The organism is Actinocatenispora rupis (assembly GCF_016861975.1).
GTDB classification, from domain to species: Bacteria; Actinomycetota; Actinomycetes; order Mycobacteriales; family Micromonosporaceae; genus Actinocatenispora; species Actinocatenispora rupis.
Genome location: NZ_BOMB01000010.1, coordinates 212,749 through 231,683 on the forward strand (window position 1 = coordinate 212,749; position 18,935 = coordinate 231,683).

Here is an 18,935-nt window from a genome sequence, read left to right on the forward strand (position 1 = left end):
CGTTTCCGGCCGGACCGCGGCGTGGTAGACATTCGATTCCAGCGACCACCGAGACGAACGGAAAACCGCGCGCCATGCCGAACGGTACGCCGCAGCAACTGCTCGAAACCGGCCGCGAGCTGGCCCGGTCCGGAAACGTCGACGGTGCCTGCCAGGTACTCGCCGAGGCGGTGGCCGGCGGCGATCCCGTCGTGGCGCCGGAGGCGGCCGGGCTGCTCGGCACGCTGCTCGCCGACCGCGGCGACACGGCCGGCGCCCGCTCGGCGTACGAGTACGCGGTGGCCTCGCGGCATCCGGTGCACGCACCGGTCGCGGCGCTGGGGCTCGGCGCGCTGCTGGCCGGGCTGGACGACACCGCCGGCGCGGTACGGGCGTTCGGGTTCGCGGCGTCGGCCGGCGACGCCGAGACCGCCGCGCTGGCCCGGCGGACTCTCGCGCTGTACGGTCCGCCGACCGACCCCGAGCCGGCGTACGAGGAGGCGTGCCGGCTGCTGGCGGACGGTGACCCGGCCGCGGCGCTGTCGCTGTTCCAGCAGGTGGTGGACGGTGGGGACGCCGAGTTCGCGCCGCTCGCCGCGTGCCGCATCGGCGGGCTGCTGGCCGAGCGCGGCGCGTCCGACGAGGCCGCCACCGCCCTCTGGTACGCGGTGCGGTCCGGGCACCGCGAGCACGCGCCGCTCGCCGCGTACGTGCTCGGGCAGATCCTGGTGGAGCAGGGCGATCTCGCGCGTGCGCGGGACGTGCTCGCGCTGGCCGCGGAGGTACCGGACGCGCGGATGGCCGGCTCGTCCATGGCGACGCTCGCCGAGGTGCACGCCGGGGCGGGGGAGGACGCCGCGGCGCTGCACTGGTTCGCGCGGCTGGTCGCGGCCGGCGACGCGGACCTGGCGCCGCACGCGTCGTACCGGATCGGGGTGTTGCTGGCGGACCACGACGTGGACGGCGCGCAGGCCGCGTTCCGGTACGCGGCGGACGCGCGGCATCCGCAGGTGTCCGGGCCCGCCGCCGGCAACCTCGACATCGTCGCCGACCGTTCCGGCGTCCCGGTGCGTGCCGAGCCCGCCGCGCCCGCGGAGGTGTGCGCCCGCGCCGCCCTCGTCCAGGGCCTCCTCCGGTACACAGCCGGCGACCCCGACGGCGCCCGTACGGCGTTCGGCGAGGCGGCGTCGTGCCCGGTGCCGCCCGTCGCGGCCGAGGCGTACGCGCGGCTCGGGGCGGTGGAGAAGGCGCTCGGGCGGCCGGACGACGCGCTCGCCCCGCTGGAGCGCGCGTACGCCAGCGGCCATCCGCCGGCGGTGGCGATGGCCGCGCTCGACCTCGCCGACCTGCTCGTACACCGGGGTCAGGCGGAGCGTGCCGTCGCGATGCTGCGGAGCGCCGCCGCGGGGGCGGGGCCGGTCGCGGCGATGGCCGGCGTCAACCTCGGCGTCCTGCTCGCCCGGGACCTGGGCGACCCGGCCGCCGGCCTCGCCGAACTGCGGCGGGTCGCGGCGGGCGGCGAGCCGGGCGCCGCCGCGGCAGCCCTGTTCACCCTCGGCACCCTCGTCGAGGACGCGGGCGACGCCGACACCGCGCGCCGGGCGTACGAGGAGGCGGTCGCGTTGCGGCAGCCCGAGTTCAGCGGGCGGGCCGCGATCAACCTCGGCGTACTGCTGAGCCGGCGGCAGGACTTCGAGGGCGCGCAGCGCGCCTGGCGTACGGCGGCGGAGGTCGGCACCGACGACGACCGCGCGAAGGCCCGCAGGATGCTGGACGAGGTGGCCCGGCAGGGTGGCGCGGCGGCGGTCACCGCGCGGGCCCGGCAGGTCGCCGCCGACCCCGACCTGGCCGCCGCGGCCGAACTCGCCGCCGCGGAGCACTTCCGCCAGCGCGAGGACGTACCGGCGGCGTTGCGCGCGTACGAGAAGGCGCTGGAGACGGGGCACCCGCGGTACGCGGCGGAGGGTGCGGCCCGGCTCGCCCTCAGCTTCTGGCTGCACTCCGGTACGGAGGGCGCGGCGGCGGCGATCGACCGGCTCGGCGCCACCGGCCACCCCGAACTCATGCCCCGCGCCTGGTTCCTGCTCGGCGCCGCGCTGGTCGTCGACGAGCCCGACGCCGGCCGGTACGCCTTCGCCGCGGCCGGCGCCGGGCACGCCGCGTCCCGGTGCGCGGTCGCGCTGGTCGACGGGGACACCGCGGCCGCCGGCCGGGCGTACGCGGAGGTGCGGGAGACGGCGCCGGACCTCGCCGACCGGCTCGACGACCTCGTCGCGGAACTCGCGCCACCCGCCTGACGGCGGATCAGGCGGCGAGCGGCCGGTGCCGGCGGGCGACGAGCGCGGCACCGGCGCCGAGCAGTACGGAGACGGCGGCGGGGACGAGGAAGGCGGGCGAGCGTACGTCGGTGGCGGCGGAGCCGGTCCACGCGTACACGAGGGTGGAGGGCAGGATGCCCAGCGCGGTGCCGGCCAGGAACCCGACCGGCCGTACCGCGAGGGTGCCGAACGCGTAGTTGAGCCCACCGAACGGCAGCACCGGCACGAGCCGTACCCAGGCGACGGCGAGGACGCCGCGGCGGGCGAGCCACCGGTCGAGGGCGTCGAGCCGGCCGCGGCGCAGCCCGGCGACGAGCGGGCGCCCCAGCACCCGGCCGAGCCCGAACGCGAGCAGCGCGCCGGCGAGCGCCCCCGCGTACGCGATGCCGCCGCCGAGCCAGGGACCGAACAGCAGACCCGTACCGACGGCGACGGCGCTGCGCGGCACGAGCAGCAGGGTGGCGGCGGCGACCGCGGGCACCGCGACCGCGAGGCTCCACCCCGGATGCGCGTCCGCGACCCGGCGTACGAGCCCCGGCGACGGTACGCCGACGGTCAGCGCGACGACCGCTCCCGCCGCGAGGACGCAGAGCAGGATCGCCAGGCGTGGCAGGGACTTCCGGAGCGGGGGCACCCCCGTACCCTGCCACGGCGCGGTACCGTCGCGGCGGCCGAGGTGCGCGCAACCCGCTCGCCGCGGGCGTCCGGGCCGCCTAGCGTGGGCCGGATGGACGATCCGGCGGCCGGCCACCCGGTGCAGATCCCACAGTCCTATGTGGACATGCCGCGCTGGTGGACGGGCGGCACCGAGTGGCTGCGCGGCCTGCCCGACGCCATCCGGTACCGGTGCGACGCGTGGGACCTGCGCGTCGCCGGCACCGTACGGCACGGCTCGAACGCCGTCGTGGTGCCCGTGGACCGCGGCGCCGGGGAGTACGTGCTGCGGTTGACGCCGCCCGGCCCGGAGACCGCCGAGCTGGTCCGCGCGCTGCGGTTCTGGGCCGGGCGCGGCACCGTCCACCTCGTCGACGCGGACGTGCCCGCCGGTGCCGTCCTGCTCGAACGCCTCGCCCTCGACCGCACCCTCGCCGACGTCGACGTCCACGAGGCCGTCACCGTACTCGGCGGCATGATGCGGCGGCTGGCCGTACCGGCGCCCGCGGACGTGCCGTCCACCGCTGACCTGGTGCGCCGCCGGGCGGGCGAGCTGGACGCGCAGTGGCGCGGGCTCGGCGCCCCGTTCGACCGGCGCATCCTCGACGCGGCACTCGACGCCGCACCTGGCCTGTGGCGTACCGAGGGGGATCTGGCGGTGGACGGCGACCTGCACAGCGCGCAGGTACTGCCCGGGCACCGGGAACGCTGGCTCACCGTCGATCCCGTACTGCTGCGCGGCGACATCGGGTACGACCTGGGTCGCGTGCTGTGGACGCGGCTCGACGACATGCCGGACGACGCGACGATCCGCCGGTGCCTGGCCGCCGCGGTCGACGCCGCCGGGCTGGACCGCGACCGCGCCCGCGCCGGCGTCCTGTTCCGTACCGTCGACTACTGGTTGTGGGGGCTGGGCGTCGGGCTGACCGAGGATCCGGTGCGCTGCGCGCGACTCGTCGCCGCCCTCGGCTGACGTCAGCCGTCGGTGACGAGCGTGTGCAGCAGCCGGCGCAGGGTCCGCTGCTGCGCCGCGGTGAGCGGGTCGAGCGGGGACTGCTCGGCGAGCCGGTCGAGTACCCGGGTGCGCCGGCGCCGGCCCGCCGGGGTGAGCACGATCTGCTTGGCCCGCCGGTCGTCGGGGTGCGGTCGGCGCTCGACGAGGCCCTGTCGTTCCAGGCGATCGAGGACGAACGTGACGTTCGACGGCTCGCAGGACATCCGGTTCGCCAGCTCGCGCGCGGTGATCGGCTCGGACAGCTCGCGGACCGCGATCACCTGCGACGGCGTCATCTCCAGCTCCTCGGCGACCCGGCGGACGTGCCCGTCGAGCCGCTGGGTGAACCGGTGGATCAGGGTGCACACGTCCCGGTCGAGCTGACCGTCCGGCTCCGGATCTGCCACGCCGCCAGTCTATGTCGTACGGCCGGTCACGTCGGCACCCCGGTCCGGTGGCGCCGTTCGCCGCTGTGATAGTTCTAGTTGATATTGTTCTAGTTAGAACTACATGGAGGTGTCGGGGTGCGCCCAGCCGTACTGTCGCTCATGGTCGTGGTCTTCGGCCTGACGACCGGCGAGTTCGTGATCGCCGGGATCCTGCCCGACATCGCCGGCGACGTGGGCGTCTCCGTGCCGGCCGCCGGACGCCTCATCACCGCGTACGCGGTGGGCATGATCGTGGGCGGTCCGGTCGTGACGCTGGCGACCGCGCGGATCGGCCGGAAACCGTTGGCACTCGGCCTGATCGCCGTGGCCGTTGCCGGCAACGTCGGCTCCGCGCTGGCCCCCGGGTACGTGCCGCTCGTGGTGTCGCGGTTCGTCGCCGGCTCGGTGGTGGCGACGTTCTTCGCGGTCGCGGTCGCGACGGCGGTGGGGATGGCGCCGGCCGGCCGGCAGGCGTCCACGGTGGCGAAGGTGGCGCTGGGCATGAACCTCGGCATCGTCGCCGGCACCCCGTTGGGTACGGTCGTGGGCCAGCATCTCGGCTGGCGCGTCACGTTCGGTGCGGTCGCCGCGTTCACCGCCGCCGGCCTGCTGCTCGTCGCCCGGTACGTGCCGGCCCGGCCCGCCGCCGCGACCGGCACCGTACGCGGCGAGCTGCGCGTCTTCGCCCACCGTGGGCTCCAGCTCGCCGTGGCGCTCACCGCGCTCGGCAACCTCGGCGTCGCCGGCGTCTTCACGTACGTCGCGGTGCTGCTCACCGGCCTCGCCGGCTTCCCGCCGGCGGCCGTACCGGTCCTGCTCGTCGGGTACGGGATCGGCGCTGTGGTGGGAAACTCGGTCGGCGGCTGGCTGGCGGACCGGTCGCTGATGCCGTCGCTGGTCGGCCTGTTCGCCGCGCTCGCGGTGGTGCTCGCCGCGTTCGGCCTGGCCGGCGGCAACCGCACCGTCGCCGCGGCCCTCACGGTACTGCTGGGCGCGCTCGCGTTCGCCGTGGTGCCCGGTACGCAGGCGCGCATCCTGTCCGCGGCGCGCGCGGCGCCGACGCTGGGCGTCGCGGTCAACGCCTCCGGGTACCAGCTCGCCGCGGCGTTCGCGGGAGTACTCGGTGGCTGGCTCGTCGCGGGTCCGGGACCGCGGTGGCTGCCGCTCGCCGGCGCGCTGACCACACTGGCCGCCGTCGCCCTCGGGTACGCGATGCTGCGGGGCGACCGGCGCGCCGTTTCGACCGACGCCGTACCCGTCGACGCGCCGTGAGAAAGCCGGATATCGTTGCGGCATGCCGGAACTCGTCGCGCCCACCGTCCGACTGCACGCCGCCTGGCTGGACGCGCACCGCGAGTGGGGGCCGGGCCTGCACGAGGACGGGTTCGGGCTGGTCGACACCGACGAGGTGGACTCGCCGGCCGGGTTCGCGGCGTGGGTGGCGCGGCTGACCACCCAGGAGGACGTGACCGTACCGGTGGCGCCCGGCCGCGTGCACTGCACGTACCGGTGGATGGTGGAGGGCGGCCGGGTGCTCGGCGGGATCGCGCTGCGCCGGGAGCCCAGCGACTTCGTGCGGTGGGCCGGGCACATCGGCTACGGCGTACGGCCGTCGGCGCGTGGTCGCGGGGTGGCGACCTGGGCGCTGGGCCGGATCCTCGACGTGGCAAGGGAACTCGGCATGGCCCGGGTGCTCGCGGTGTGCGCCGCCGACAACGTCGCCTCCGCCCGCACCCTCGAACGCCAGGGCGGCGTCTTCGAGGAGGTCCGCGACACCGGGGTCGGCCCCACCCGTCGCTACTGGTTCACCCTCTGACCCTCCCCGTACCGACCGGGTTCACGCCGCGGCGGTGGACCGCCGGATCCGGCGCCGAGGGGTCGAATGCCCGTCCCCACAACGGATCCGCGCCAGATGGCGGCCGCGTAACCGTCGCCCGGCGGTACGGCGCCGGATCGTGAGCGAGGGGCCGAATGCCCGTCCCCACAACGGATCCGCGCCGGATGGCGGCCGCGTAGCCGTGGCCCGGTGGTGGGGCGCCGGATCCTGCGGCGAGGGGCCGAATGCCCTTCTCCACAATGGATCCGCGCCGGGTGGCGGCCGCGTCGCGTCGCCCGGTGGTGGGCGCCGCATCGTGCGGCGAGGGGCCGAAGACCCGTCTCCACAACGGATCCGCGCCGCGTCACGACCTCGTTGCCAGCGTCGCGACGCGCGGCACCAGAGCCGCGAGCGGTGCGGCGGAAGGGAGGTGCGCGGCGCGGTCAGAGGGCGGCGGTGAGGGTACGCAGCAGGTCGGCGACGCCGGCGGGGCCGTCCACGACGAGGTCGGCTCGGTCGGCGACGGCGCGCTGCTCGGGGGAGCCGCTGCACACCGTGATCCCCGGTACTCCCTCGTCGCGGAGCGCCTCCACGGCGGCGAACGCGCTGAGGTCGCCGAGGTCGTCCCCGGTGTACGCGACGGATCCGGCGCCGCTGTCCCGGACGTACGCGGTGAGGACGGCGCCCTTGTCGGTGCCCTCGGGGCGGAGTTCGAGGACGAGTTTGCCGGGTTCGAGGCGGAGGCCGAGCCGGGCCGCGAGGTCGGTGAGCGGGCCGGTGAGCGCGGCGAGTTCGGCGTCCGGGTCGGCGGCGCGCCGGGTGTGCACCGCGACGGCGCTTTCCTTGTCCTCCAACCAGAGTCCGGGGTCGGCGCCGGGCCGGGCGAGCAGTGCGGCGACGGCCTCGCGGGCCTCGTCGATGCGCGGGTCGGGCGGCGCGGGCAGGTACCCGCCGGCTGCGGTCCACCGCTCCCGCCCGTACTGGCCGAAGACGGTGAGGGTGGGCAGCGCGGTGAGCGTGTCGATGCCGTCCCGGGACAGCAGGAACGACACGGGCCGCCCGGTGATGATCGCGACGGCGCCGACGCGGCGGCCGAGCGCGGCGAGCGCCGGGAGTACGTCGGGGTGGGGTTGGGCGGCGGTGGGGTCGGCGACGATCGGCGAGAGTACGCCGTCGAAGTCGAACGCGAGCGCGGCGGTCGCCGGCCGGGCGAGCAGGGCGGCCAGTCCGGCGCGGCCCGCGGCAGTCCTGGCCTCGGGAATGGGCATACCGGAAGGCTAGCCGAGCGCGGCGCCGCCGGCCCGGGATGCGGTCGGGCCTTGACGAAACGGACGCCGGTGGTGCAGGCTCACCGTCCATCTGGGAACTTCCCAGACGGATCGGAGCGCGATGAGGGACGGCAGCCCCCGCGTACTGCGGGCCATGAACGAGCGCGCCGCGCTATACGCGTTGCTCGACGCCGGGCCGATGTCCCGGGTCGAGCTGGAACGCGCGATCGGGCTGTCGAAGCCGGCCGCCGCCGACGTGCTCGCCCGGCTCGAACGCGACGGCCTGGTGCGGCGCGCCGGGCGCAGTACGAGCAGCGGGCCGGGACCGCAGGCGCAGCTGTGGCACCTCGTCGCGACCACCGGGTACGCGGTCGGCGTCGACGTGACCGCGACGGCGATGGACGCCGCGGTCGCCGACCTCACCGGCACCGTGGTCGGCACGTACCGGACGGACTGGCCCGGCGGCACCGACGACGACCCGACCGCCACCCTTCGTACGGTGGTGGGGGCGGCGCTGCGGGCCGGCGGGGTGCGCTGGCGCGACGTACGGCACGCGGTGGTCGGGGTGCCCGGTTCGGTCGACCCGGACACCGGCCGGCTGGAGTACGCGCCGCACCTGCCCGGGTTCACCGGCTTCGACGTACGCGCCCGGGTGCGGTCCCGGCTGCGGGTGCCGGCCACGGTCGAGAACGACGTGAACCTGGTGGCGGTGGACGAGCTGACCCGGGGCCGCGCCGCCGGTCGCCGCAGCGTACTGCTGCTGTGGATGGACCGCGGTGTGGCGGCCGGGCTGATCCTCGACGGGCACCTGGTCCGCGGGTCGCGCGGCGGCGCGGGCGAGATCGACCGGGTGCCGATGCCCGGCGGCCGGCTGGTACGCGAGCTGGTGTCGGCGTCCGCGGTGCGCGCGCTCGGCGCGGAGTCCGGCGTCCCCGGCGACGACGCCGCCGCCGTGGTACGCGCGGCGTTCGGTGCGGCGGCCGGCGCGTTCCGCGGCGAACTGGCGGACCGGATCACCGCCGTCCTCGCGATGTCCGTCGCCGCCCTCGACCCGGAACTCGTGGTGCTGGCCGGCGGTATCGGCTACGCGGGCGGCGACGAGCTGGCGGCCCTGGTGTCGGACCGGCTCGGCACGATCCTCAAGCAGCGCCCCACGGTCGCCTCCGGTACCGGCGGTGCCGAGGCGGTACGGCACGGCGCGCTGCAGGCGGCGCTGCGCCAGGCGCGCGAGACCGTACTCGGCCGGGGCGCGCCGGTATCCACAGTGGACAGTCCGGAGCGGGCGGTGACGGAATGACCGAGGTGGTGGTGGTCGGCGGCGGCATCGTCGGCCTGTCGACGGCGTGGCACCTGGCCCGCCGCGGAACCCGGGTGACGGTGCTGGAGGCGGGGGAGCCGCTGCGCTTCACGTCCCGCGCCGCCGCGGCGATGATCGCCCCCGTCGGGTACGTCGAGCCGGCCGGGGACGCGTTCCTCGCGCTGCGTTCCGACGCGCAGCGGTACTGGACGGCGTTCGCCGACGAGCTGCGCGCCGACACCGGCGTGGACCCGGCGTACCGGACGCCGGGGTCGCTGGTGGCCATCGACGACGTGGCCGGGCTGGCCCGGGTCGAGACGGTGCGCGCGCTGCACGCCGAGCTGGGCATCGCCTCCGAGATCGTGGACGGCGCGGCGGCGACCCGGCTGGAACCGTTGCTGCGCAACGCGATCGGCGGCCTGTACGTGCCGGGCGACGGGTGCGTGGACCCGGACGCGACCGGCCGCGCGCTGGTCGCCGGGATCACGGCCGCGCACGGCACCGTACGCTCCGGCGCCGCGGTGGCCGGGCTGTGCCGGGACGGCGACCGGATCGTCGGCGTACGGCTCGCCGACGGTACCCGGATCGGCGCGGACCTGGTCGTACTGGCGGCCGGCGCGGCGAGTACCCGGATCGGCGGGATCCCTGCGGAGGTCACGTTTCCGCTGCGCGCCGTCAAGGGGCAGTCCGTGCTGCTGCGCGACGACCCGACCGCGCCCACCGTACGCACGGTGCTGCGCGCCGGGATCAACCTGGTGCCGCGCGGCGACGGCCGGCTCATGGTCGCCGGTACGGTCGAGGACGGCGCCGACCCGGCCTCGGACGCGAACACCGCGGCGGGCATGCACGAGGTGCTGTCGCGGGCGATCGCGTCCGTACCGGCCGTCGCCGGGCTGGCCGTCGACGCGTGGTGCGTCGGCCAGCGCCCCGTCGCGCCGGACGACGCCCCCGTACTCGGGCCGAGCGGAGCGGACGGCCTCTGGTGGGCCACCGGCCACTCGTACTACGGGATCCTGCTGTCCGGGCTGACCGGCCGGCTGCTCGCGGCGGCCGTGCACGGCGACCGCGCCGCGGGCGAACGGATCGCGCTGTTCTCGGCGGACCGGTTCCGCACCGGGTCGCCGCGGTACACCTCGCTGACCCACGACCGGCACGCCTGAGCAGGGAGCCGCCATGCGTCGCAGGATCCTGGCCGGTGCGCTCGCCGCGCTGCTGGCCGTTACCGCCACCGGGTGCGCGAGCCGCCCCGGCGACGACCGGCCGGTGCCGTTCGACGCGCACCGGTCGACCGACCTGACCGTCTGGAACGGGTGGAACGGAAGGGAAGCAGCCGCCTTCCACACCGTGGTACGTGACTTCACGCGGCTGCACCCGAACGTACACGTGTCCATTGTGGACGGTGTGGACGATTCGACCATCATGACGTCGATCCGCGGCGGCTACCCGCCCGACGTCGCCGCGATCGGCAGCACCACCACGATGGGCACGTACTGCTCGACCGGCGCCTTCCGGGACCTCACCGGCTACCTCCGCCGTGACCACGTGACCACCCGGTACGCGCCGGTCATCCGCCGGTTGCTGGACTTCCACGGTACGCAGTGCGTGATGCCCGGCGGCGTCGACACCTTCGGCCTGTACTACAACACCGACCGGTTCGCGCAGGCGGGGCTGGACCGGCCGCCGCGTACCTGGTCGGAGTTCGTGGCGGACGCGAAGAAGCTCACCACGTACAACCCGGACGGCTCGATCCGTACGCTCGGGTTCGACCCGCTGTTCTCGTTCCAGCAGAACACCGCGATCCACTGGAGCCCCAGCTTCGGCGCCGGCCTGTACGACGCGCACGGCCGTTCGGCGCTCGCGGCGAACCCGGGCTGGCGGCGGATGTTCGAGGCGCAACGCCAGCTGGTCGCCGCGATCGGATACCAGAAGCTGCAACGGTTCCAGGCCGGTCTCGGCGCGGAGATGTCGGCGGCCAACGCGTTCCAGGCGGGCAAGGTCGCGATGCAGTTCGACGGCGAGTGGCGCACCGCGTTCATCGCCGACCAGGCGCCCAAGCTCTCCTACGACACCGCCGGGCTGCCGGTCGCCGACGACCGCGCCGGCACGTACGGTGCGGGCTTCGTGGACACCGGTGTGTTCGGGATCCCGCAGGGCGCCAGGGAACCGGGCGCGGCGTGGGAGCTGGTGAAGTACCTGACGCAGACGCGGGCCGCGCAGGTGAAGTTCTACGGCGCGCTCGGCAACGTACCGTCGTTGCCCAGTGCGGCAAGCGATCCCGCGTTCACGAAGCGGCCGCACTTCGGCACGTTCGTCGACATCATGAACAACCCGCACAGTGGCAGCGGTACGCCGACGACGCTCGGCCGGGCGGACAAGGACGCGCTGGACCAGTTCGCGGAACGCTGGCAGGCCGGGCGGGTGCCGGACCTGGCCGCCGGGCTGCGCGGGCTGGCCCGGCAGATCGACGACCTGACCCGCAACGCCAACCCGCCGTGACCGTCAGTCCACAGTAGACGGTGGAGGTCCGAAACCCTTGCGAGGAAGGGAGTGCGCAGTGCAGGACACCGCGGTGGCACCGTACCCGGCGCGGGCCGGGGCGCGGCCACGACCCGCCCCGCGCCGCGCGGCCGACCGGCGACGGCGCCGGTTGCTCGCGCTGCTGCTGGCGCCGTGGGCGATCGGGGTGGTCGTGTTCTTCGGCTACCCGCTCGTCTCCATCGGCTACCTGTCGTTCACGCACTACGACCTGCTGTCCGCGCCGCGCTGGATCGGCCTCGCGAACTACGCGTACATGCTGCGCGGGGACCAGCAACTCGGCCAGGCGGTCCGGAACACCTTGTGGGTACTGCTGATCCTGGTGCCGTGCCAGGTGCTGTTCTCGTTCGGGATCGGGCTGCTGCTGAGCCGGGCCCGGCGCGGCGTCGGCCTGCTGCGCACGGTGTTCTACCTGCCGAGCCTCACGCCGCTGGTCGCCGCCGCGATGGGCTTCCTGTACGTGTTCAATCCCGGCACCGGCCCGGTGAACCAGGTGCTCGCCGCCCTCGGTGTCACCGGCCCGCCGTGGTACACCTCGCCCGGGTGGGCCAAGCCGTCGCTGACGGTGCTGGCGGTCTGGGGTTCCGGCAACCTCATCGTCATCTTCCTCGCCGCCCTCCTCCAGGTCCCGCGCGACCTGTACGAGGCGGCCGACCTCGACGGTGCCGGCCCGCTGTCGAAGCTGCGGCACGTGACACTGCCGGTGATCAGCCCGGTCGTACTGTTCGCCGTCGTCACCACCGTCATCGACGGCCTCCAGTACTTCGACCAGGCGTACGTGGTGTCGAGTCTCGGCAACGGCGGCGCGAAGCTCGACGACGGGGTGCTCGGCTACCCCGAGGGTTCCACGCTGTTCTTCCCGCTCTGGCTGTACCAGCAGGGATTCCGCTACTTCAACATGGGGTACGCCTCGGCTCTCGCCGTCGTGATGCTCGTCGTCGCGCTCGGCATCTCGTCCGCGATCCTGTTGCGCAGCCGCAGTTTCGTCCACCAGACCGGAGGTACGGGCCGGTGACCACCGTGACGCTGACCGCCCCGCCGCGACCCCGTACCCGGCCGCGGATGCGCCGCCGGGTGCTCGCCGCCGTCGCCGAACACGCGGTCCTGATCGCCCTCGGCGCCATGTTCCTGATCCCGCTGGTGTTCGTGGTCGCGACCGCGCTGATGTCCGACCAGCAGGCGCTGACCGGCGCGCTCGTGCCGCATCCCGTACGGTGGCGCAACTTCGCCGACGTGTTCGCGCAGGCGCCGATCCTCCGGTACCTGCTCAACACCCTCCTGTACGCCGGGCTCGCGACGGTCGGGATGCTGCTGTCCAGCTACCCCGCCGCGTACGCGATGGCCCGGATCCGGTGGCGTGGCAGCACCGCGGCGCTGATCGTCGTGCTGGCGATGATGATGGTGCCGCAACAGGTCCTCGCCGTCCCGCTGTACGTGATGTGGGCGAAGCTGCACCTGGTCGCGACGCTCGTGCCGCTGGTGGCGCCGTTCTTCTTCGGCAACGCGTTCTCGGTGTTCCTGCTGCGCCAGTTCCTGCTGACCATCCCGGACGACTACGCGGACGCGGCGCGCGTCGACGGGTGCGGCGAGTTCCGGGTGATGGTGTCGATCGTCGGCCGGATGGCGAAACCGGCGATCGCCGCCGCCTGCCTGTTCAACTTCCTCAGCTGCTGGAACAGCCTCTTCAACCCCCTCCTGTACGTCGGCGGCAACCCGACCTGGTGGACCATCTCCATCGGGCTCACCCAGTTCAAGTCGCTGCACGCGGTGAACTGGAACCTCACCATGGCCGCCACCGTCGTCTTCACGCTGCCGATCATCGTGCTGTTCTTCTTCGCGCAGCGCGCGTTCGTGGAGGGCGCCAACCTCACCGGTATCAAGGGCTGACGCCGCGGGCACGGCGACGGCGGGGCGGCCACGTGGGCCACCCCGCCGTACCGGGGATCCGGGTCAGCGCAGGGCGAGCGCCGTACGGATCGTGGTGAACAGGTCGGTCTGGTCGGTGACGCCCAGGACCCGGTCACCGTGCGGGCCCTGCGCCGCGATGCGCACCTGGGTACCGGTGTGCTCCTGCGACTTGCCCGGGGTGTTGGTGCCGTAGCTGACCTTGAGCTGCTGGCCCTCGTCGGTGACCAGGGTCGAGGACAGGCCCGGCGGCGCGGCCTCGACCGGCACGATCTGGCTGCTGTGCCCGTGGTCCGCGGTGGTCACGACGAGCGTGTCCGGATGCTTCGCCGCGTACGCCCGCGCCACCTGTACCGCGCGGTCGAACGCCACGGTCTCGCCGATCTGGCCGCACGGGTCGGCGGCGTGGTCCTGCTTGTCGATCGACGCGCCCTCGACCTGGAGGAAGAAGCCCTTGCCGGAGTGCTTCTGCTTCGCGGTGAGCAGCTCGATCGCCTTCGTCGCCGAGTCCGCGAGGCTCGGCGTACCGGCCGGGCGGTTCGGGTTGCGGGTCGTGCAGCGCTGCGGGGCCGTACCGCCGACCGCGGCGGCCTTCCCCGTCCACTCCACCGGTACGTTGCCGGCCGCGAAGAGTCCCAGCACCGGCTTGCCGGCGTCGACCCCGGCCAGCCCCGCCGAGTCGGTGACCACCTGGTACCCGAGCTTGCGCGCCTGGTCGGTCACCGTGCCGCCACGGTACGGGCCGGCGGTGACGGGCTGCTCGAAGCGCTGCCGCCCGCCGCCGAGCAGGACGTCGACCTTGTGGTTCACGGACTGCTCGGCGATCGAGCCGGGTCCGCCGGCGGTGATCGTGTCGGCCGGGCAGGCGGCCATGTCGGCCGGGCCCTGGCAGGAGCGGTCGGTGACGTGCGAGGCGAGTACGGCGGGGGTGGCGTCGGTGAGCTCGGCGGTGGTGACGCTGCCGGTGGCGAGCCCGTTCCGCTGCGCGAGTTCGAGCAGGGTCGGTACCGCCTTGTCGGTGTCCGGGGTCTTGGCGATCCGGCCGTTGACCGTCTTGTGCCCGGTGGCCCAGCCGGTACCGCTGGCCGCGGAGTCGGTGACGTAGTCCGGCGTGCCGTCGGCGTGCACCGCGTAGGTCGTGTACGCGCCGGTGAAGGGGAGCCGGTCCATCGAGAGGCGGCCGGCGGCGCCGACGGTGTAGTCGCGGGCGAGGGTGATCTCCGAGTCGCCCATGCCGTCGCCGATCAGCAGGATGACGTTCTTCACCGCGCCGTGCGCGCTGGCGTGCGTCGGCGTGTCGCCGAACGCGCCGGCCGTGGTCGTCACCGCTAGCGTGGTCGCGGCGGCGGCGAGGAGGGCGGCGCCGACGGTGAGTCGGCGTCCGGTGGGTGTGCGCATGGGGGCGGCTCCTGGCAGGGGTCGTCGTGACGTGCGAACGCGCGCCAGCCCACCAGGGAGCGGTTAACCGGAGGTAAGACGAAGGCAAGACCCGTACGTCGGTGGCGTGACGCCGGGTGCGGAAGGCGGCCGAAAGCGGACGGGCCGGCCCGCACGCGCGTCGCGCGTACGGGCCGGTCGGGGTGTCACTGGACCTGGTCGGCGCACTTCTGCGCGGCGGCCTCGGCGTCCTTGCCGTCGAGCCCGCCCACGCTGTCGACCTTGAGCTTTCCGTCCACGTACTTCTGCAGGTCGTCCTGGTCGCCGTACTTGAGCATCGCGTCGGCCATGCAGTCGGCGAACGAGTCGGGCAGGCCCTTGAAGTCCGCCTCGGTCTTCAGCTTGTCCGACAGTGCGGCCTTGTCGACGCCGCCGCCGCACGCGGACAGGCCGAGCGCGAGGCCGAAGCCGACCGCGGTGAGGACGACGGACCGGACGAGGGTGGTACGCATGGGGTGCCTTTCGGGGGAGATGCGTTCGGGGGAGATGCGATCCGGGGGAGAGTGCGCCGTCAGGCCGCGCGGGCGGCCTTGCGGGCCTTCGCGTACCGGCCGCTGGCCGGCAGGAACAGCAGCACCGGTACGGCGAGCGACAGGACGACCAGCAGCGCCGTCGTGACGGTGGAGCCGACCGGGCCGCTGCCGATCGTGGCGAGCCGGGTCGTGTCGCCGAGCAGCAGTACGACCGTGACGAGGACCCGCGCCCAGGTGGCGCCGTTGCGGGCGAAGACCGCGAACAGCAGGACGAACCCGATCGCCACCAGGTCGAGTACGGCGCGGTTGACCAGCAGCCCGTACGCGGTGTCCACGGCGTCGGCGTGGTCGAACGCGCCCGCCGCGTTCTCGCTCAGGTAGTCGCTGCCGGCGTGTTCGACGAAGTCGCGGCCGGTCGCGAAGACGACGACCGCGCCGACCACGGCGACCAGCATCGCGGTGAGCGACGCGTACCAGGCGAGGCGCAGCGAGGTGGGTCGGGTTGCCGGCGGTCCGGGCACGACGCCCCGGGTGGGCGCCGGGTGGACCGGCTGTTGTGTTGCCATGGTTGCGGATGACTCCAGACATGAGGATCGGAGGACCTCGTCCTCCACGGGTGCCGTGAGTCTCCGCGCCCCCGCCACACCGGCACCACACGTCCGCCACACGAGGGCGGATCAGTCCGTCGTACGGCCTGCGGCGAGGCGCAGCAGCAGCCGGGTGGAGAGGGTACGCGGCGCGCCCGTGCCGTCGTACCCGTCGAGCGCGGTGGCCTCGGCCCGGGTACGGTCCGCGTCCGCGGCCCGGCCGAGTGCCTCGTACGCGGCGGCCAGGACGTGCAGCCCCTGCGCCACCCGCCGCGGCTGCGTCACCTCCCGGAACGTGCGCACGCACCGCTCGACCACCGGTACCGCCTCGTCGGCGCGGCCCGCGGCGATCCAGCTCGTCGCCACCACCAGCGACCCGAACGTGGCCAGCTCCACGTCGTCGTACGCCAGCGCGCCGGCGCGCGCCTCCGCGAACCGGCGTACCGCCTCGTCGTGGTGGCCGAGGGCGAGGTCGGCGAGGCCGATCTGGCAGATCGCCTGGAGGCAGCCGATCCGGTCGTCCAGGCGGCGCAGCGCGGCCAGGCACTCCTCGCCGGCGTCCCGGGCCTCCGCGTACCGGCCGGCGCCCATCAGCCACACGCCGTACCCGTTGAGTACCAAGGCACTCAGGGCCGGGTCGGTCAGCGCGCGGGCGCCCGCGACGGCCCGTTCCAGCGCGGCGAACGCCTCGTCGGTACGGCCGGACCGGTTGAGCGCCAGCGCCAGTTCGCGTTCCGCGGCGACGGTCGCGGGCCGGTCGTCCAGCTCGGCGAACAGCTCGACCGCGCGCCGGGCGTACCCGGGGCTGTCGTCGGCGAAGCTCGCCGTACTCCGCAGCAGGTGGCCGCGGGTGGCCAGGCAGCAGGCGAGCAGGTGCCGCAGGCCCAGCCGCTCGGCCTCCTCCTGGCAGCCGGTCACCGCCCGCAGCGCCGCGTCGTGCTCGCCGCGCCGCGTCCGCACCCGCCCCAGCAGGTACTCGGCGCGCAGCCGGGCGGGCGCGTCGCCGGCCGCGGCCGCCGCGTCGCGAATGGTGGTGTGCAACCGGATCAGGTCCTCGGTGCGACCGTCCAGCCACAGCTGCGGGTGCAGGTGCCCGGCGAACCAGGCCGCCTCCCCGGTACGCCCCTGCCCGGCGACGTGCACCGCGGCGGCGATCAGGTTCGACCGTTCGGCATCGAGGAACGCGCGGGGATCGCGGCGGATCCGCGCCACCAGCGGCCCGGCCGCGGTCGGCGGCGGCGGGTCGCCCGGCAGCCGCGGCACCGGCTCCTGCCGCGGTACGCCCCCGTCGGCCACCACGGTCAGCGTCGCCGCCCGGTGGAACAGCCGGCGCAGCGCGGCACGCCGGTCGGCCACCGGATCCTCGGCGCGGGCGCGTTCCCGGCCGTACACGCGGAGCAGGTCGTGCAGGCGGTAGCGCGGCTGGCCGGCGCGGTCCCGGCCCACCGGGTCGAGCAGGTTCGCGGCGACGAGTGCGCCGACCACCCGGTCGGTGTCCGCATCACCCGCCTCCCCGTACTCGGCGGTCGGGTCGCCGTCGCCCAGCAGCGCGGCGATCGACCAGTCGGCGACGGTCACCGGGTCGAGCAGGGCGAGCAACCGCAGCCCCCGGCGTACGGGAGCGGCGAGGCCGGCGTAGCTGAGCGCGAGGCTGGCGCGTACCTCGACGTCGTCGACGGCCAGCTCGTCCAACCGGCGCTGCTCGTCGTCGAGCCGGTCGGCCAGCGTCTCCACCGCCCAGTCCGTACGGTCGGCGAGCCGGGCACCCGCCACCCGTACGGCGAGCGGCAGCCGGCCGCAGGCCGCGAGTACCCGGGTGGTGGCGGCCGGTTCCGCCGCGAGCCGGTCCGCGCCGACGATCCGGGCCAGCATCGCCTCCGCCTCGGCGGCGTCGAGCGGACCGAGGCGTACCGGGCGGGCGTGGCCGGACAGCGCGGGCAGCTGGCGGCGGCCGGTCACCAGCACGGCGCTGCCGGCGGTACCGGGCAGCAGCGGGCGTACCTGGGCCGGGTCGGCGGCGTCGTCGAGGACGACGAGGACCCGGCGGTCGGCGAGCAGCGACCGGAACGCCGCGGCGCGCTCGTCCAGCCCGTCGGGCAGGTTCGGCCCGGCCATCCCGAGCGAGCGGAGCAGTTCGGCGAGCACGTCGGCGGCCGGCCGGGGCGTCGACGACCCGCCCGCCAGGTGTACGAACAGCTGCCCGTCGGGAAAGTGCGACCGCACCGCGTGCGCCACCCGTACCGCGAGCGCGGTCTTGCCGCCGCCCGGCGTACCGGTGAGCACGGCGACGGGGACGGCGTCGGTGGTCGCGGTCAGCAGCGCGGTGAGCGCGGTGACCTCGTCCTGCCGGCCGGTGAAGTCCGGTACCTGCGCGGGCAGCTGGCACACCGCGGTCGGCGCCGCGGGCGGCCGGGGCGCGGGTGCGGCGGGCTCGCCGCGCAGGATGCGGGTGTGCAGCTCGCGCAGGTCCGGGCCGGGTTCGACGCCGAGCGCGTCGACCAGTTCGGTCCGGGTCCGCTGGTACGCGTCCAGCGCCTCCGCGGTACGCCCGGACGCGGCGAGCGCGCGCAGCAGCTGGCCGCGCAAGCGTTCCCGGAGCGGGTGCTTGCCGACCAGCGCCTGCAACTCGCCGACCAGGTCGGCGTGCCGGCCGCCGGCCAGCTCCGCGTCCATGCAGTCCTCGACGACCGCGAGCCGGTCGTCCTCCAGCGCGTCCGCCTCCGGCTCCAGCAGCGGCACCGGGACGTCCACGAGCGGGCGGTCCCGCCACAGTCCGAGCGCGGCGCGCAGCCCGGCCGCCGCCGCGGGTGCGTCGCCCCGGGCCAGCGCCGCCCGCGCCGCCGCCACGCCCGTCGCGTACGCGGTGCGGTCCAGGTCGCCGTCCGCCACCACCAACCGGTACGCGCCGTGCGCGTACGACAGCTCCGTGTCGGGCAGCAACCGGCGCAGCCGCGACACGTACGTCTGGAGGTTGGCGGCGGCGGAACTGGGCGGGGCGCCCTGCCACACCGCCTCGGTCAGCACCGACACCGGCACCGGCCGGTTCGCGTGCCACAGCAGGACGGCCAGCACCGCGCGACACCGCTCCCCGGGTACGTGCACGGCGGTGCCGTCGGGCGCGCGCACCGTCAACGGTCCCAGTACGGCGAACCTCATCCCACCACCCCGGTCGGCGTCCGGCGGGGTCGTCCGGCCGGTCTCGGACGAACGATCATAGGCGCGCCACATCCCACCACGCCGCCGC

General features: G+C 75.1%; 16 protein-coding genes. 9 read left to right on the forward strand and 7 right to left on the reverse strand.

All coding sequences use genetic code 11. The annotated features are described in order from the left end of the window. The first annotated feature begins 74 nt into the window (after positions 1-74). Positions 75-2,276 (forward strand): tetratricopeptide repeat protein, encoded by a 2,202-nt coding sequence (locus Aru02nite_RS09155; RefSeq protein ID WP_203656610.1) that lies wholly within the window; start codon positions 75-77, stop codon positions 2,274-2,276. A gap of 7 nt (positions 2,277-2,283) precedes the next feature. Here Aru02nite_RS09155 and Aru02nite_RS09160 read toward each other — a convergent pair whose 3' ends face one another. Next, entirely contained in the window at positions 2,284-2,931 is a 648-nt protein-coding gene (locus Aru02nite_RS09160) for a TVP38/TMEM64 family protein (RefSeq protein WP_203656612.1), read from the reverse strand. A 93-nt stretch (positions 2,932-3,024) separates the two neighbouring features. Here Aru02nite_RS09160 and Aru02nite_RS09165 point away from each other — a divergent pair, with 93 nt between their 5' ends. Then, positions 3,025-3,924, forward strand: a complete 900-nt coding sequence (locus tag Aru02nite_RS09165) for an aminoglycoside phosphotransferase family protein (RefSeq protein ID WP_203656614.1) — start codon at positions 3,025-3,027, stop codon at positions 3,922-3,924. Positions 3,925-3,926: 2 nt separating this feature from the next. Here the strand turns inward: Aru02nite_RS09165 and Aru02nite_RS09170 are convergent, their stop codons facing one another. Further along, positions 3,927-4,352 carry a MarR family winged helix-turn-helix transcriptional regulator gene (locus tag Aru02nite_RS09170; protein WP_239076554.1) on the reverse strand — a complete coding sequence of 142 codons (426 nt, stop codon included), beginning with the start codon at positions 4,350-4,352 and terminating at the stop codon, positions 3,927-3,929. Positions 4,353-4,469: 117 nt separating this feature from the next. Here Aru02nite_RS09170 and Aru02nite_RS09175 point away from each other — a divergent pair, with 117 nt between their 5' ends. Both Aru02nite_RS09175 and Aru02nite_RS09180 read left to right on the forward strand, forming a co-directional pair. Further along, a complete protein-coding gene (locus Aru02nite_RS09175) occupies positions 4,470-5,645 on the forward strand; it encodes an MFS transporter (protein ID WP_203656616.1) in 1,176 nt (391 codons plus the stop codon). A 22-nt stretch (positions 5,646-5,667) separates the two neighbouring features. Next, on the forward strand, positions 5,668-6,189 hold the full coding sequence (locus tag Aru02nite_RS09180; protein WP_203656618.1) for a GNAT family N-acetyltransferase: 522 nt from the start codon (positions 5,668-5,670) through the stop codon (positions 6,187-6,189). Between the two features lie 443 nt (positions 6,190-6,632). Here the strand turns inward: Aru02nite_RS09180 and otsB are convergent, their stop codons facing one another. Beyond that, positions 6,633-7,457 (reverse strand): trehalose-phosphatase, encoded by an 825-nt coding sequence (gene otsB, locus Aru02nite_RS09185; RefSeq protein WP_203656622.1) that lies wholly within the window; start codon positions 7,455-7,457, stop codon positions 6,633-6,635. Positions 7,458-7,578: 121 nt separating this feature from the next. Here otsB and Aru02nite_RS09190 point away from each other — a divergent pair, with 121 nt between their 5' ends. Genes Aru02nite_RS09190 through Aru02nite_RS09210 form a run of 5 tightly spaced genes read left to right on the forward strand, consistent with a single transcriptional unit; the run spans position 7,579 to position 13,176 of the window. Further along, on the forward strand, positions 7,579-8,754 hold the full coding sequence (locus Aru02nite_RS09190) for an ROK family transcriptional regulator (protein ID WP_203656624.1): 1,176 nt from the start codon (positions 7,579-7,581) through the stop codon (positions 8,752-8,754). Next, on the forward strand, positions 8,751-9,914 hold the full coding sequence (locus Aru02nite_RS09195) for an NAD(P)/FAD-dependent oxidoreductase (protein WP_203656626.1): 1,164 nt from the start codon (positions 8,751-8,753) through the stop codon (positions 9,912-9,914). Before Aru02nite_RS09190 ends, Aru02nite_RS09195 begins: the two co-directional genes overlap by 4 nt. A gap of 13 nt (positions 9,915-9,927) precedes the next feature. Further along, positions 9,928-11,250, forward strand: a complete 1,323-nt coding sequence (locus Aru02nite_RS09200; RefSeq protein ID WP_203656628.1) for an ABC transporter substrate-binding protein — start codon at positions 9,928-9,930, stop codon at positions 11,248-11,250. Positions 11,251-11,308: 58 nt separating this feature from the next. Next, positions 11,309-12,304 (forward strand): carbohydrate ABC transporter permease, encoded by a 996-nt coding sequence (locus tag Aru02nite_RS09205; protein ID WP_239076556.1) that lies wholly within the window; start codon positions 11,309-11,311, stop codon positions 12,302-12,304. Continuing rightward, positions 12,301-13,176: a carbohydrate ABC transporter permease gene (locus Aru02nite_RS09210; protein WP_239076558.1), complete on the forward strand. Its 876-nt coding sequence runs from the start codon at positions 12,301-12,303 to the stop codon at positions 13,174-13,176. The genes Aru02nite_RS09205 and Aru02nite_RS09210 overlap by 4 nt, the downstream gene beginning before the upstream one ends. Positions 13,177-13,239: 63 nt before the next feature. Here Aru02nite_RS09210 and Aru02nite_RS09215 read toward each other — a convergent pair whose 3' ends face one another. The 4 genes from Aru02nite_RS09215 to Aru02nite_RS09230 all read right to left on the reverse strand — a co-directional run bounded on the left by Aru02nite_RS09215 (position 13,240) and on the right by Aru02nite_RS09230 (position 18,847). Next, on the reverse strand, positions 13,240-14,592 hold the full coding sequence (locus Aru02nite_RS09215; protein ID WP_203656636.1) for an alkaline phosphatase: 1,353 nt from the start codon (positions 14,590-14,592) through the stop codon (positions 13,240-13,242). A gap of 185 nt (positions 14,593-14,777) precedes the next feature. Next, positions 14,778-15,083, reverse strand: coding sequence for a hypothetical protein (locus Aru02nite_RS09220; RefSeq protein ID WP_203656638.1), 306 nt, complete (start codon positions 15,081-15,083; stop codon positions 14,778-14,780). 59 nt (positions 15,084-15,142) lie between these two features. After that, the gene (locus Aru02nite_RS09225; RefSeq protein WP_203656639.1) at positions 15,143-15,625 is read right to left on the reverse strand and encodes a hypothetical protein; all 483 of its coding nucleotides are present in this window, start codon (positions 15,623-15,625) and stop codon (positions 15,143-15,145) included. A 156-nt stretch (positions 15,626-15,781) separates the two neighbouring features. Further along, a complete protein-coding gene (locus Aru02nite_RS09230; RefSeq protein WP_203656641.1) occupies positions 15,782-18,847 on the reverse strand; it encodes an AfsR/SARP family transcriptional regulator in 3,066 nt (1,021 codons plus the stop codon). Between the last annotated feature and the right edge of the window lie 88 nt (positions 18,848-18,935).